12 protein-coding genes are annotated in these 14,567 nt (G+C 59.5%); 10 read left to right on the top strand and 2 right to left on the bottom strand.

Annotation, left to right across the window (positions count from 1 at the left end; all coding sequences use genetic code 11):
• Nucleotides 1-318: 318 nt before the first annotated feature.
• The 3 genes from ABI171_RS20855 (at nt 319) to ABI171_RS20845 (ending at nt 3,677) form a co-directional block, all read left to right on the top strand.
• Complete coding sequence (locus tag ABI171_RS20855; protein ID WP_348094548.1) at nt 319-720, top strand: VOC family protein; 402 nt, start codon at nt 319-321, stop codon at nt 718-720.
• 352 nt (nt 721-1,072) lie between these two features.
• Nucleotides 1,073-3,376, top strand: a complete 2,304-nt coding sequence (locus ABI171_RS20850; RefSeq protein ID WP_348094478.1) for an FdhF/YdeP family oxidoreductase — start codon at nt 1,073-1,075, stop codon at nt 3,374-3,376.
• Nucleotides 3,377-3,380: 4 nt separating this feature from the next.
• Nucleotides 3,381-3,677 (top strand): helix-turn-helix domain-containing protein, encoded by a 297-nt coding sequence (locus ABI171_RS20845; protein WP_348094477.1) that lies wholly within the window; start codon nt 3,381-3,383, stop codon nt 3,675-3,677.
• 12 nt (nt 3,678-3,689) lie between these two features.
• Here ABI171_RS20845 and ABI171_RS20840 read toward each other — a convergent pair whose 3' ends face one another.
• Nucleotides 3,690-5,135 carry a PLP-dependent aminotransferase family protein gene (locus ABI171_RS20840; RefSeq protein WP_348094476.1) on the bottom strand — a complete coding sequence of 482 codons (1,446 nt, stop codon included), beginning with the start codon at nt 5,133-5,135 and terminating at the stop codon, nt 3,690-3,692.
• A 154-nt stretch (nt 5,136-5,289) separates the two neighbouring features.
• Here ABI171_RS20840 and ABI171_RS20835 point away from each other — a divergent pair, with 154 nt between their 5' ends.
• The 3 genes from ABI171_RS20835 (at nt 5,290) to ABI171_RS20825 (ending at nt 8,130) form a co-directional block, all read left to right on the top strand.
• Nucleotides 5,290-5,559, top strand: coding sequence for a MoaD/ThiS family protein (locus ABI171_RS20835; RefSeq protein ID WP_348094475.1), 270 nt, complete (start codon nt 5,290-5,292; stop codon nt 5,557-5,559).
• 2 nt (nt 5,560-5,561) lie between these two features.
• On the top strand, nt 5,562-6,650 hold the full coding sequence (locus ABI171_RS20830) for an exo-alpha-sialidase (RefSeq protein ID WP_348094474.1): 1,089 nt from the start codon (nt 5,562-5,564) through the stop codon (nt 6,648-6,650).
• A 202-nt stretch (nt 6,651-6,852) separates the two neighbouring features.
• The gene (locus ABI171_RS20825; RefSeq protein WP_348094473.1) at nt 6,853-8,130 is read left to right on the top strand and encodes a dicarboxylate/amino acid:cation symporter; all 1,278 of its coding nucleotides are present in this window, start codon (nt 6,853-6,855) and stop codon (nt 8,128-8,130) included.
• An 18-nt stretch (nt 8,131-8,148) separates the two neighbouring features.
• Here the strand turns inward: ABI171_RS20825 and ABI171_RS20820 are convergent, their stop codons facing one another.
• Entirely contained in the window at nt 8,149-8,652 is a 504-nt protein-coding gene (locus ABI171_RS20820) for a cupin domain-containing protein (protein ID WP_348094472.1), read from the bottom strand.
• 323 nt (nt 8,653-8,975) lie between these two features.
• On the opposite strand from ABI171_RS20820, the gene ABI171_RS20815 reads away from it, so the two are divergent.
• The 4 genes from ABI171_RS20815 (at nt 8,976) to gsiB (ending at nt 14,459) form a co-directional block, all read left to right on the top strand.
• A complete protein-coding gene (locus tag ABI171_RS20815; RefSeq protein ID WP_348094471.1) occupies nt 8,976-9,941 on the top strand; it encodes a MurR/RpiR family transcriptional regulator in 966 nt (321 codons plus the stop codon).
• Nucleotide 9,942: 1 nt separating this feature from the next.
• Nucleotides 9,943-10,935: an isoaspartyl peptidase/L-asparaginase gene (locus ABI171_RS20810; protein WP_348094470.1), complete on the top strand. Its 993-nt coding sequence runs from the start codon at nt 9,943-9,945 to the stop codon at nt 10,933-10,935.
• Nucleotides 10,936-10,966: 31 nt separating this feature from the next.
• Nucleotides 10,967-12,823, top strand: a complete 1,857-nt coding sequence (locus ABI171_RS20805) for a dipeptide ABC transporter ATP-binding protein (RefSeq protein WP_348094547.1) — start codon at nt 10,967-10,969, stop codon at nt 12,821-12,823.
• Between the two features lie 82 nt (nt 12,824-12,905).
• Nucleotides 12,906-14,459 carry a glutathione ABC transporter substrate-binding protein GsiB gene (gene gsiB / locus ABI171_RS20800; protein ID WP_348094469.1) on the top strand — a complete coding sequence of 518 codons (1,554 nt, stop codon included), beginning with the start codon at nt 12,906-12,908 and terminating at the stop codon, nt 14,457-14,459.
• Nucleotides 14,460-14,567 lie beyond the last annotated feature (108 nt).

Here is a 14,567-nt window from a genome sequence, read left to right as displayed (position 1 = left end):
CTCCCACATCAGACAAGACAATCGTCGCCCATCATCCCGTCACCAGCCCGCGCCGGCATAGAGCGCCAGCCCCGGCGGCTTCCAGAATGCGAGCAACCGTCCAAGCCTCAGTTACGCCCGGCGCGAAGATCCTCCGCCACTCCTATCCCTCACGCTACAAGCGGGCGGGAAGTCCAATGCGAGTTTAAAAAACGAGCAATTGCTCGTAAAATGAAAACCGTGGTGAGTCACACGATCGGCATCGCCGCACAGGTCCTGATCGGCCGATCGGTGACAACTTCTTCCACAATGCATTTCAACCTTTTTGCGAGATCGATCATGAAAATTCATACAGAAGTAAAGCTGAACCACCTGAGTTTCCCCACCACCAATGTGGCAGAAACGACTGCTTTTTTCGAAAAATATCTGGGCTGCGAAGTCGTAGCTGCCGGAGAGACTTGTCTTCTCAAACTGAATGGTTTTGACATTGTTCTGGACCACGCCACGAAGGAAATACCGGTATGGCCCGAAAACTTCCACTTCGGCGTAGAGGTCGACAACCTGGATGACGTCCATGCCCTCTACAAGACATTCCTGGAAGGCGGCGTCCATATGGAGACCGAGGTCTTCAACAACTCGCGTGGATCGCGGTTCTTTTGCCGCGCGCCTGGCGGCCTGATGGTCGAGGTCAACACCCGCGCGGACATACAGAAGGACAAATGGCAAAAGCTGTTTGCATAGACCAGGGCTTGAAGGGGCTGCGTAGCTGCAGCTCCTTCAAGGCCGCAGCTACACATCCTCCCTCCGGCCTTGGCTTCATCCGCGAGCAGTCGGTGACTCTAGGCCGCCTCCGATCCTGGCGCAAGATCCTCCTGCCCCGTCAACAACCAGGCCTGTTTTTCCGTCTTCCGTCTTTTCAGCCAAGAGCAAACAAAGTACAGTATTAAATTTATTTGTAACTGTGCTTTAAATCTATCGCGCCGGCTGTATATACAGCGATAAACGCGCCCCCACTACACTCCACCTGACCCCGCGCATTTTGCGTAAAGACGTTTCGCGTGGCGCACATCTGCGCCCGGAACAAGGAAGAAAATTGAGCACTGAAAAGATCGAGCAGTACAACCATCCGGCCGGCGGCTGGGGCGCCCTGAAATATGTGGCGCTGCATTTGCTGAAGGAAAAGGTCCCGGGCGGCGGCATCCGCACCTTGCTGGCGCAGAATCAGCCGGACGGCTTCGATTGCCCCGGCTGCGCTTGGCCGGACCGCGACCATGCGTCAACCTTTGAATTCTGCGAAAACGGCGTCAAGGCAGTGGCGGCGGAAGCCACTTCCAAGCGCGTCACGGCGGATTTCTTTGCGCAAAACAGCGTCGCTTCGCTGCTGCAGCAATCGGATTACGCGCTGGAAGAACACGGCCGCCTGACCGAGCCGATGGTGTATCACGCCGCCAGCGACAAGTACCAGCCGATCTCGTGGACGGATGCATTCACCCTGATGGCCGATCATCTCAATGTATTGGAAGATCCGAACCAGGCCTCGTTCTATACTTCCGGCCGTACCAGCAACGAAGCTGCGTTCCTGTATCAATTGTTCGTGCGCGAATACGGCACCAACAATTTCCCCGACTGCTCCAACATGTGCCACGAGCCGACCAGCGTCGGCTTGCCGGAAACGGTGGGTGTCGGCAAGGGCACCGTGACGCTGGACGATTTCGACCTGGCCGACACCTTCCTGATCTTCGGCCAGAATCCGGCCACCAATCATCCGCGCATGATGGGCGAGCTGCGGGAATGCGCCAAGCGCGGCGCCACCATCGTCTCCATCAATCCATTGCGCGAGCGCGGCCTGGAGCGCTTCTCCAGCCCGCAACATCCATCCGACATGCTGTCGCGCTCCGGTACCGTCATCAGCAACATGTTTATCCGCCCGACCTTGTGCGGCGACCTGGCGCTGGTCAAAGGCGTGATCAAGCGCGTGCTGGAACTGGACGACCTGGCGCTGCAAAACAATGATGAACGCGTGCTCGACGTGCAATTTATTGCCGAGCACACCGCCTACTTCGAAGAATTCGCCGCCGATATCCGCGCCGAAAGCTGGGACGATATCGTCACCGAATCCGGTGTCAGCCGTGATGATATTGAAAAACTGACGCAAGTCTATGTGCGCGGCAAGAACGTCATCGCCACCTGGGGCATGGGCCTGACCCAGCACAAACATGGCGTCGACACCATCCAGATGGTTTCCAACCTGATGCTCTTGCGCGGCAATATCGGCCGCCCGGGTGCGGGCCTGTGCCCGGTGCGCGGCCATTCGAATGTACAAGGCGACCGCACCGTCGGCATCGATGAAAAACCGACCACCGCTTTCCTCGACCGTATCGAAAAAGTCTATGGTTTCAAGCCGCCGCGCGAACACGGCCTGGATGTAGTCGGCACGATTGAAGCGATGCTGCAAGGCCAGGTCAAGGTTTTCATCGGCCTCGGCGGCAATTTCGCCATGGCCACGCCGGACACGCCGCGCACCTGGCAAGCGCTGCAGTCCTGCGCGCTGACCGTGCATATCACCACCAAATTGAACCGCAGCCATCTGATCCACGGCAAGGACGCCTTGATCCTGCCGACCATGGGCCGCACTGAAATCGACATCCAGGCAAGCGGCGCGCAAGGCGTGACCGTGGAAGATTCAATGAGCATGGTGCACATCTCCTACGGCATCAACAAACCGGTAACCAAGACCTGCTTGTCGGAAATCGACATCGTGGCGCGCCTGGCGCACGCTACCCTCAAGGACAGCCGCATCCAGTGGCTGGAGTACGTCAAGAATTACGCCCTGATCCGCGACGACATTGAAAAAGTGTACGACGCCTTCAAGGATTACAACGCGCGCATCGCCAAGCCGGGCGGTTTCCATCTGGGCGTCGCTTCGCGTGAACGGGTCTGGAAAACCGCCAGCGGCCGGGCCCAGTTCAAAACCATCGCGATCCCCAAGGACACGCCGATTCACCAGGCGCGCCGCAAGCACGGGCCGGAACTGATGATCCTGATGACCACCCGTTCGCACGACCAGTACAACACCACCATCTATGGCCTGGACGACCGTTATCGCGGCGTCTTCGGCCAGCGCCGGGTGGTGTTCGCCAATCCGCTGGATATCGCCATGCTGGGCTTCAAGGCCGGCGACTGGATAGATCTGATCGGCGTCTGGGACGATGGCATAGAGCGCCGCGCCGACCGTTTCCTGCTGGTGGAATATGACATTCCGCGCGGCTGCATCAGCAGCTACTATCCGGAAACCAATCCACTGGTGCCGCTCAACAGCTTTGCCGACAAGGCGCGCACGCCGACCTCTAAATCGATCCCGGTGCTGCTGCGCCGCTCGCAACAGCTGGTTGCGTGATTCGATGATGATCCTGGAAAATGAAGTCGACGATGCCGTGCTGCTCATCTTGTCCGTACTGCATGCCGACGCCATCGATGAAGACAATCATCGCGGCGATCCGGGCCTGTCGCTGGCCAAGCTGAGCAAACGCACGGAGCTGCGCATGAGTACCTTGCTGCGCCATTTGACGGCACTGGAAGATGCCGGGATTGTCAACGTGATCAACAACGAAGACGGTACCGGTCGCGCCGCATTGGCGCCCTATGGCATGACGATTTTCGATGCCTTGGATGAGAGCCAGAGCGCTGACATGGCTTGACGCCGATAGCGCCTAATCCAGCATGGCGGCCAGCATCTCGCCCAGTCGCCGCAATGCCTGTTCGATCTGCGGCGTCCAGCTATAGCTGTAGTTCAAGCGAATAAAGCTGCGATAAGCATCTGAAGTCGAAAACAAGCGGCCCGGCGCAATCGTGATGCCCTCGGCCAGCGCCTGCTGGTACAAGGCCATGGAATCAATCGCCGGCGGCAGTTCTATCCACAATACATAACCGCCGCCAGGCCGCGTGATGCGCGTCCCGGCCGGAAAAAACCGTCCGACAAACGCACTCATGATGTCGCAACGCTGCTGCAAGGCGCGGCGCACCCGGCGCAGATGGCGGTCGTAGCCACCGGCGGTGAGGTAAGCGGCGATGGCCCGCTGCGGCAAAGTCGAGGTGCTGAGCGTATTGAGGAATTTCAGTTTTTCCACCTGCGCCCGGTAGCGGCCCGGCAGAGTCCAGCCGATGCGGTAAGCCGAGGTCAGACTCTTGGAAAACGAAGAACAGTAGAGCACCATGCCGCGCTTGTCGTAAGCCTTGAGGACGCTCGGGTGCGCGTTGCCAAAGTAAAGTTCGTTATAGACGCCGTTTTCGATAATCGGCATGTTGTAGCGCGCGCCCAGATCGACCAGCTGGCGCTTGCTTTCCTCCGGCATTTCAAAGCCCAGCGGGTTCTGGAAATTCGGCATCACCATGCAGGCCGCCACCGGCTGCGACTGCATGATCGTGCTCAGCGCCGCAATATCCATCCCCAGCCGCGGATCGGTCGGCACCTCGATCGCGCGCATGCCCAGCCGCTCGATAGCGTGCAGCATCGCATAAAAAGTCGGCGACTCCACCGCGATGGTATCGCCGGCCTTGGCCACCGCTTGCAGGCACAGGTTGATCGCTTCAGTCGCGCCCACCGTGACCACCACATCATCCGGACTGACGACCAGCCCGGTTTCCAGGTGACGCCGGACAATCTGCCGGATCAGGTCCGGATGCCCGGGCGGCAAATCATCCAGCACCCCGAGCGGGCCACCGCTGCGCAGGATGGCGCCGTTGTACTGGCTGATGCGGCGGGCCGGAAACAGCGACGGATCCGGATACGGCGAGCCAAGCGGAATCGCATCGTGTTGATGGATCGATTTCAGGGTCGCCAGTACATGGCGGCTGACGTCGACTTCGGCCGATACCGGCAACGGCATGGAACGGCCTGGCTCGGCTGGCGAAGCCGGCAACGCCGTCGCGGCAAACTGCGCCCGCACAAAATAACCCGACTGCGGATGGCTTTCGATCAGCCCGCTACTCTCCAGCAATTCATAAGCACGCACTACGGTCGTGATGCTCAGCCCGTGTTGCTGGCTGGCCTGCCGCACCGAACTCAGGCGATCGCCGGGACGCAGCACGCCATTCTGCACCGACGCCTTGATCTGCTCGGCAAAACGTTGGTAAAGTGGCTGGCGCGCTGTTTTCAATGCGGACGATGAGGGAGATCACGGATCGGTTCATTATAGTGAAAATCAGACAGTACCTTTGTTGATAAGCGGTAGTTATCACGCAGGCATGGCAAAAATGCCGGATCCATCTATAGTGATTTAGCGGCAACACGACGACTTTTTTGGTGACTTGATGGCGACACTGATTTTCACCCCTCAACTGGCGCGCTTTACCGCCGCGCCGGAAATCCACACCGACGCCCTCACCTTGCGCGCCGGCCTGGAAACCGCGTTCTCGGCCAACCCGCGCCTGCGCGCCTACCTGCTCGACGAGCAAGGCTGCCTGCGGCCGAATGTCGCCATCTTCATCGACGGCCATACCGTGCGTGACCACGTGCGCCTGGATGCGCCACTGACGGCGCTAAGCAAGGTGCATGTCCTGCAAGCTCTCTCCGGAGGTTAATCATGATTGAACGGGCCTGGATCGCAAGCCGCAAAGGATTGTTTGAACTGTTGAAACGCAACGAGCGCTGGGCCCTCGGCCCGGTCGCCTTTCTCGGCGAACCGGTCTCGATGGTGCTGGCCGATCCGCGCGACGGCGCCGTCTATGCCGCGCTGAATCTAGGTCATTTCGGCGTCAAGCTGCATCGCAAGGACGCCGGCGCGGAACACTGGGTTGAAATCGCCGCGCCGGCCTATCCGCTTAAACCGGAGGGTTCTGCCGATCCGCTCGACTGGACTGTGAAATTCATCTGGTCGCTGGCTTACGGCGGCGCCGACGAGCCAGGCGTCATCTGGGCCGGCACCTTGCCGGGCGGCTTGTTCCGCTCCGTCGACCGCGGCGCATCATGGACGCTGGTGCATGCCTTGTGGGACGCACCTGAACGCAGCGAATGGCTCGGCGGCGGCTACGATGTTCCGGGGATACATAGCATTTGCGTCGATCCGCGCGATAGCCGCCATGTGCTGGTCGGCATTTCTTGCGGCGGCGCCTGGGTCACGCATGATCGCGGACAAAGCTGGACCTTGAGCGCCAAAGGCATGCACGCCAGCTATATGCCGCCGGAGCGCGGTGACGAGCAGAATGTGCAGGATCCGCATCGCATCGTCGGCGCCAGGGAGACCCCCGACCAGCTCTGGTGCCAGCACCACAACGGCATCTGGCGCTCGGGCAATTTCGGCGTCGACTGGCAGGAAGTCAGCGCCGCGCCTCTGTCGAATTTCGGCTTCGCGGTAGCCGTCCATCCGGCCGATGGCGATACCGCCTGGTTTGCACCGGCGCTGGCCGACCAGACGCGGATTCCGACGGACGCCGCCCTGACCGTCAGCCGCACTACCGACGGCGGCAAAACGTTCACCGCCTTGCGCGCCGGCCTGCCCCAGCAAGATTGCTACGACCTGGTCTATCGCCACGGCCTGGCGGTGGCGGAAGACGGTTGCACCTTGCTGATGGCGTCCACTACCGGCGGTGTCTGGCTGTCGGAAAACGCCGGCGACAGTTGGCGCACCATTTCCAGCAGCATGCCGCCGGTTTATTCGGTATGTTTTGGCTAATGGCGTTATTATTTACGCAATTCAGATATCAATAGAACAATCCGCCATATGGATAGAGCAAAAAAATATTGGACGCCAATACAGTGAGCCCCGATACTCTCGGATCGCTCGGCTTATGTGCTGGTTTCAGACATATCGCAGCCAACTTTACCTTTCGCGTTGCAACAAGACGCGCAGTGTCAACATTCCCCCTGATTACTCTATGAACATTTTCTCTCTCTGGTTCCGCATTCCCTTTTGGCAACGCGTGCTGGGCGGCTTCGTGCTCGGCGCACTGGCCGGCTGGCTGGTAGGCGCACCGGCGGAAGCCTGGTTCGGCCCGCTCGGCAAGCTGTATGTCACGCTGATCAAGATGATCGCCGTGCCGCTGGTGTTCTTCGCCGTCACCAACAGCATCTCCAGCCTGCACGGCATGAAGAGCGTGGCGGCGCTGGGCGGCAAGACCTTCTTGTGGTTCGCCATCACGGCGGTGCTGGCGGTCGGCGTCGGCCTGCTGGTGGCGAATATCACCAATCCCGGCCAAAACCTCGGCCAATTGGCCATCGCCGCCGATTACGCCGTGCGCGAAGTGCCTACCCCGATCCAGGTATTGCTGGATGTAGTGCCATCGAATCCGTTCAAGGCACTTTCCGAAGGCAAGATCCTGCAAGTGATTTTCTTCGCCGCGCTGCTCGGCATGGCGCTGGTCAAGTTGGGCGACAAGGTCCGGCAGATACGCGAACTGATGGGCGAAGCCAGCAGCGCGATGATCCAGATCACCCGCTTCGTGCTGGAAATGACGCCGCTCGGCACCTTCGGCCTGATCGCTGCGCTGGTCGGTTCCTACGGTTTCGAGCGCCTGCTGCCGCTGGGAAATTTCGTGTTTACGCTGTACCTGGCTTGTGCGCTGCATATCGTGGTGGTGTACGGCGGCCTGCTGCTGACCCATCGCCTGAATCCGATCCGCTTTTTCCGCGGCGCTTTCCCGGCGATGCAGGTGGCGTTCACCAGCTCGTCCAGCTTTGCCTCCATGCCTATCGCCCTGCGCAGCGTAGTGCATAACTTCGGCGTGAAACAGGAATACGCAGCGTTTGCGGTGCCGCTCGGCGCCAGCATCAAGATGGACGGCTGTGGTGCAATCTATCCGGCGATTGCGTCGATTTTCGTGGCGCAGTACTTCGGCCTGCACCTGGACATGTCGCAATACTTCATCATCATGCTGGCGTCGGTGCTCGGCTCGTTCGGCACCGCCGGTGTACCCGGTACGGCGATCGTGATGGTGACGCTGGTGCTGAGCTCGGCCGGCCTGCCGCTGGAAGGCATCGGCTACCTGGTGGCGATCGACCGTATTCTCGACATGATGCGCACCATGACCAATGTCACCGGGCAGATGCTGGTGCCGGTACTGGTGGCCAAGGAAGAAGGCTTGCTGGACCTGGACATCTACAATGCGGCCAACAGCGATGTCGGGCTGGATCAGAACAGCAACGCGGCCGCCTGATCCGCCCGGGATTATTTTTCAGGGCTCGCCGTCCCAGTAGTCCAGATCGTTTTCGGCGCGCTGGATGACATCAAATACCCGCTCGCCGCCAACGGACGCCATCGCCAGGAATTTGCCGGAATCCGGGTACTCGCAAACCTCCGGCTGCTCCCTGGTGCTGACCGACAGATACTTCAACGGCTGGTCCGAGGTATTCACTATCTGGTGTGGATACTCCGGGCCAGGCGGGATGAAAATGACGTCGCCGCAACGCAGCGGCAGCATTTCCCCGGCCACCCTGAGCGTGCCGCTGCCCTCAAGAATGATAAACATCTCTTCCTGCGCATAATGGAAGTGGTAGGGGCAGGAAATTTTTCCCGGAGCGACGATATCTACGCTGGCGCCCAGTTTCTGCGCTGCGGTATCCGTCCCGAGGCGTGCGCAAAGCGTGTCGTATAAAGGTTCGCGCAGCTCATGCTTGAGCGGCGCGGTAATGAAGTTGCGTATCAAACGGCTGTTCAAAATCTCTGCTTTTTCATTCATTCATTTCTCCGCGGTTTTTCTCGGGTTTTCTCTGTCATTGCGGCGCCGGGAAGGTCGTCTTGCGCCTGTCCAGCAGAATACACTTAAGCGCGTCTCGCCGTAATTTCCGGATAAATTTGTCCGCACCGTTACGGACAGCGCCCACACAAAAATGGTGCGGAGCCGCATTCCAGAGCGGTTTGAGCAACATCCGCGCACCACTTCCGCACATAGTTGATGACACAAAATACACACACCCGAAAAGAAAATAAATTTTCTTTACTTGAGAAGAAAATGTAAATATATTTACATAAATTAGAAAAAATCTTAAGCGAGGATAGACAGTGCAACACGCCGCAGTCACAGCATGGCAACGCGAAAGCGCGGTTGCCGCTCGCATAGGAAAAACCTATCCCGAGCTCTCGAAAGCACACCGCAAGGCCGCAGATTATGTGCTCGCGAACGTGTTCCGCGCCGCCACCATGACCATCGACGAACTGGCCGATGCGGTCGGCGTCTCGCTAGCGACCGCCAACCGTTTTGCCCACGCACTGGATTTCGACGGCTACCCGGCATTCCGCGCCGCGCTGGTATTGGATTTTGCGTCTTCTCTGGCGCCGGTGGAAAAGCTGCGCGACCAGGTGCAACGCCCCGCCACCAGTGCCGAAATCATCGCCGCCGCGCTCAGCGCCGACATGCAAAACCTGGAAGCCACCCGCCGAGCGCTGGCGCCGGCGCAATGCGACCAGGCGGTCAGCATGATCTTGAATGCGGAGCGTATCTTTATCCTAGGCTTCGGCGCTAGCGCCTTCCTGGCCGGCATCATGGCGCATGCGCTGGAACCGTATTGCCGCACCGTGCAATCGGTGGCAGGCCCTGGCGGCCCGTCGCAAGCCGGACGCCAGTTCTTCAAACTGGATCAGCGTGACCTGGTGATTGCCTTGGCCTTTCCTCGCTACGTCACAGATACCGTCACGCTGGCGATGCGCGCCAAAGAGCGCTCCGCCCAAGTGCTGGCGTTTACCGACAGCCCGACCTCGCCGCTGGTGCCGCTGGCGAACGTCACCTTGTACGCGCAGACCGAACGCCAGTTATCGGCAACCTCCGACGCCGCCTCGCTGGCCTTGATCCAGGCAGTGTGCGACGCCGTCGCCCACCGCGCCAACCGCTCGGTGCATGCGGCGTCAAAAATGACCGAAGCGGTGCTGCCTTGGCTCTACCATGCCAACGGTAGCGATCAATCGAAGGCCAGGAGCAAAGGCAAGGGCAGCAAAGCCGTCACCAACAAACCAGCAGCGAAAGTGAAATAACGTGTCCACATCAAACAACACCGCCACCATCGCCATCCACGGCGGCGCCGGCACCATCTTGCGCAGCGCCATGAATACCGAGCAGGAACGCGCTTACCATGACGCCATGACCGAAATCCTCAGCGCCGGCCAGAAGATCCTGGCAGACGGCGGCAGCGCGCTGGATGCGGTCTCCAAGGCCGTCAGCATGCTGGAGGATTGCCCTTTGTTCAACGCAGGAAAAGGCGCGGTGTATACCCACGCCGGCACGCACGAGCTGGACGCTGCGATCATGGATGGCGCCACGCTGGCCGCCGGCGCGATAGCCAATGTGGCGCACGTGCGCAACCCGATCCTGGCGGCGCGTACCGTGATGGAACACAGCGAACACATTCTGCTGGTAGGCGCGGGAGCGGAAGAATTCGTCGCCCGGCATGGCGCGGACCTGGTGGAAGCGGACTATTTCCATACCGAAGCGCGGCATGCGCAATGGCTGCGCGCGCGCGACCAGGAAGGAATGCTGCTGCTGGATCATGACGCCACCAGCCAGGCCGCCGGCAAACTCCCGGCGGCGGAAATCGCTCCCATCGATCCCGATAATAAATTCGGCACGGTTGGCGCCGTCGCCGTCGACATGCATGGCAACCTGGCCGCCGCCACGTCAACCGGCGGCATCACCAACAAGCGCGTCGGCCGGGTCGGCGATTCGCCGCTGATCGGCGCCGGCTGCTACGCCAACAACCGCACCGCTGCGATTTCAGCCACCGGCACCGGCGAAGCGTTCATGCGCACGGTGGCGGCCTATGACATCTCTGCGCGCATGGAATACGCCGGATTGTCCCTGCAGGACGCCGCGGAAATAGTGGTGATGGATCTGTTGCCGCTCTACAAAGGCCGCGGCGGCCTGATCGCCATTGATGCGCAAGGCAACGTGGCGCTGCCGTTCAATACCGAAGGCATGTACCGCGGCTACGCCAAGGTAGGCGCTGCGCCGGTGACGGCGATTTATAAATAGTACACAGGCGACTGAAAGCGATTATATGAACATGCAAACTGGCCGACGGGTGCTGACGGTAGAACAAATGAGCGTCGGCTTTACCACGTCCGAACGCACGGTCGAAGCGGTGCGCAATCTGTCCTTCCATATCGATGCCGGCGAAACGCTAGCCATCGTTGGTGAATCGGGTTCCGGCAAGTCGGTCTCGTCACAAGCCATCATGCGCCTGATCGACTATGGCGGCGGCCGCATCAGCGGTGCCCGCATGAATTTCCAGCGGCGCGACGGCAGCACGGTCGATCTGGCTAGCGCCGAGCAAAGTACCATGCGCCGCATTCGCGGCTCGGAAATCGCCATGATTTTCCAGGAGCCGATGACTTCGCTCAACCCGGTCTTCACGGTGGGCGAACAGATCGCCGAATCGATCCGCCTGCATCAAGGCAAGAGCATGGCCGAAGCGCGCGCCGAAGCCTTGCGCATGCTGGAAATCGTGCGCATCCCGGAAGCGCGGCGCATTCTTGACCGCCATCCGCACCAGTTGTCGGGTGGCATGCGGCAGCGCGTGATGATCGCCATGGCCTTGTCGTGCAAGCCATCGTTGCTGATCGCCGACGAGCCGACTACTGCGCTGGATGTAACGATACAGGCGCAGATCCTGCAACTGATACGGGCGCTGCAAGATGAAATGCAGATGGCAGTGATTTTCATCACCCACGACATGGGCGTGGTGGCCGAAATCGCCGACCGCGTGGTGGTCATGTGCCGCGGCGAGAAGGTCGAGGAAAACAATGTCCACGCCATCTTTGAAGCGCCACAACATCCATATACTCAGGCTTTGCTGGCAGCCGTGCCGCGCCTGGGCGCCATGCATGGCACCGACCTGCCGGAACGGATCGCCATCGCCGGCGCAGTCGTCACGCCGGAAATGGAAGCCGAAGCGAAAATCATCCGCAGCATTCCCGGCGCCGATCCGCAACAGCAGCCTTTACTGAAAGTACGCAAGCTGACTACCCGCTTCGACGTCAAGAGCGGCATCTTCAGCCGGGTCAAGCAACGGGTGCATGCGGTCGAACAAATCAGTTTCGACCTGTATCCCGGCGAGACGCTGGCGCTGGTCGGCGAATCCGGCTGCGGCAAATCGACCACCGGCCGCTCGCTATTGCGCCTGGTCGACATTACCAGCGGCAGCGTCGAGTTCGGCGGCCGCGACCTGGCCAAACTGCCGCGCTCGGAATTGCGTTCGCTGCGACGCGAAATCCAGTTCATCTTCCAGGATCCGTTTGCCTCGCTCGACCCGCGCCTGACTGTCGGCTATTCCATCATGGAGCCGCTACTGGTGCACGGTATGGCTGAAGGTGTACAAGAAAAAGTCGCATCCCTGCTGACCAGAGTCGGCCTGCTGCCGGAACACGCACAACGCTATCCACATGAATTCTCGGGTGGCCAGCGCCAGCGGATCTGCATCGCCCGCGCGCTGGCGCTGAATCCGAAAATCGTCATCGCCGATGAATCGGTATCGGCGCTGGACGTCTCGATCCAGGCACAAATCGTCAACCTGATGCTCGACCTGCAACGCGAAATGGGGATTTCCTTCATCTTCATCTCCCACGACATGGCGGTGGTAGAGCGTATCAGCCACCGGGTGGCGGTCATGTACTTGGGGCAGATCGTCGAAATCGGTCCGCGCCGCGCCATCTTTGAAAATCCGCAGCATCCCTATACCCGCAAGCTGATGGCGGCGGTGCCGGTAGCGGATCCCAAGCAGCGCCATCGCCAGCGCGAACTGCAGACAGAGGAAATCCCAAGCCCGATCCGCGACGTCGGCGATTTGCCGATAGTCGAGCCGCTGAAACAGGTCGGGCCGGGACACTTTGTGGCAACGCACCGGATTTCCGCTTCCTTTTAAGAGGCTGCATTATCGTTTTTGCGTTTTTTCGTTTTATCCGTTTGTTTGTCTTCAATGTTTTTTTGAACCAGGGGAGTAACACATGCGCACTACTCGACACTTCGGCAAGATACTTGCCAGTACCGCCGTTGCACTGACTGCACAATTCGCCGCCGGCCATGCCTTTGCCGCCAAGGACGTCACGCTGGCGGTCGCCTCGACCTTCACCACGCTCGATCCTTACGATAGCAACGACACCTTGTCGCAGGCAGCGATCAAGTCTTTCTACCAAGGCTTGTTCGGTTTCGACAAAGACTTGAAAGTGGTCAACGTACTGGCCGACGGCTATGAAGTCAGCAAAGACGGCTTGGTGTACACCATCCGCTTGCGCAAAGGCGTCAAGTTCCAGGACGGCACCGATTTCAAAGCAGACGCCGTCAAGGTCAACCTGGAACGCGTCATCAATCCGGACAACAAGCTGAAGCGCTTCAACCTGTTCAACCGGATTTCCAAGGTCGACATCGTCAACGACTATGAAGTCAAGATCACCTTGAAAGAGCCGTTCTCGCCATTCATCAATACCCTGGCGCACTCTTCCGCTGCGATGATTTCGCCGACGGCGCTCAAGCAGTATGGCAACAAGGACATCGGTTTCCATCCGGTCGGCACCGGCCCGTTCAAGTTTGTGGAATGGAAGCAGACCGACTACATGAAGGTCGTCAAGTTCGACGGCTACTGGAAAAAGGGGTATCCGAAAGTCGACAGCATTACCTGGAAACCGGTGATCGACAACAATACCCGCAGCGCCGTGATGCAAACCGGTGAAGTACAGTTCGCCTTCCCGCTGCCCTATGAGCAAGCCGAGCTGTTGAAGAGCAAGCCGAATCTGGACCTGATCACATCGCCTTCCATTGTGCAGCGCTACATCTCGATGAATACGCTGCAAAAGCCTTTCGATAATCCGAAAGTACGGCAAGCGATCAACTACGCAATCAACAAGGATGCACTGGTCAAGGTGGCCTTCAGCGGCTATGCCGTGCCGCAGGATGGGGTGTTGCCGCAAGGCGTCGACTACGCCTTGAAAACCGGACCATGGCCTTACGATCCGAAGAAGGCCAAGCAGTTGCTGGCCGAAGCCGGCTATCCGAACGGCTTTGAAACCGAGCTGTGGTCTGCCTACAACCACACCACGGCGCAAAAAATCATCCAGTTCGTGCAACAGCAACTGGCGCAAGTCGGCATCAAGGCCAAGGTCATGGCGCTGGAAGCCGGCCAGCGCGTAGAGAAAGTCGAAAGCGCGCCGGTCGCCGCCAACGCGCCGGTCCGCATGTACTACACCGGCTGGTCGTCCTCGACCGGGGAAGCCGATTGGGGCCTGCGGCCATTGCTGGGATCCGATTCGTTTCCACCCAAGCTGATGAACACTGCTTATTACAAGAATGAGAAGGTCGATGCCGATATGGCCAAGGCCTTGACCACCACCGACCGTGCAGAAAAGACCACGCTCTACAAAGATGCACAGACGGAAATCTGGAAAGACGCGCCGTGGGCTTTCCTGGTCACTGAAAAACTGTTGTACGCACGCAGCAAGAACCTGAAAGGCATGTATGTCATGCCAGACGGCTCCTTCAATTTCGATGAAATTGAATTGAAGTAACGAAACGTTCGCCGATGACACCAATCATTACGGCGATCTCACGCACTCCGTCGTCCCCGCGAACGCGGGGATCCAATTTTCTGCCTAATTTGGATTCCCGCGTTCGCG

It is taken from the genome of Collimonas sp., assembly GCF_039923675.1.
GTDB lineage: Bacteria > Pseudomonadota > Gammaproteobacteria > Burkholderiales > Burkholderiaceae_D > Collimonas.
Note: the sequence above shows the minus strand (reverse complement) of the source record. Positions and strands in the feature narration are given on the sequence as shown.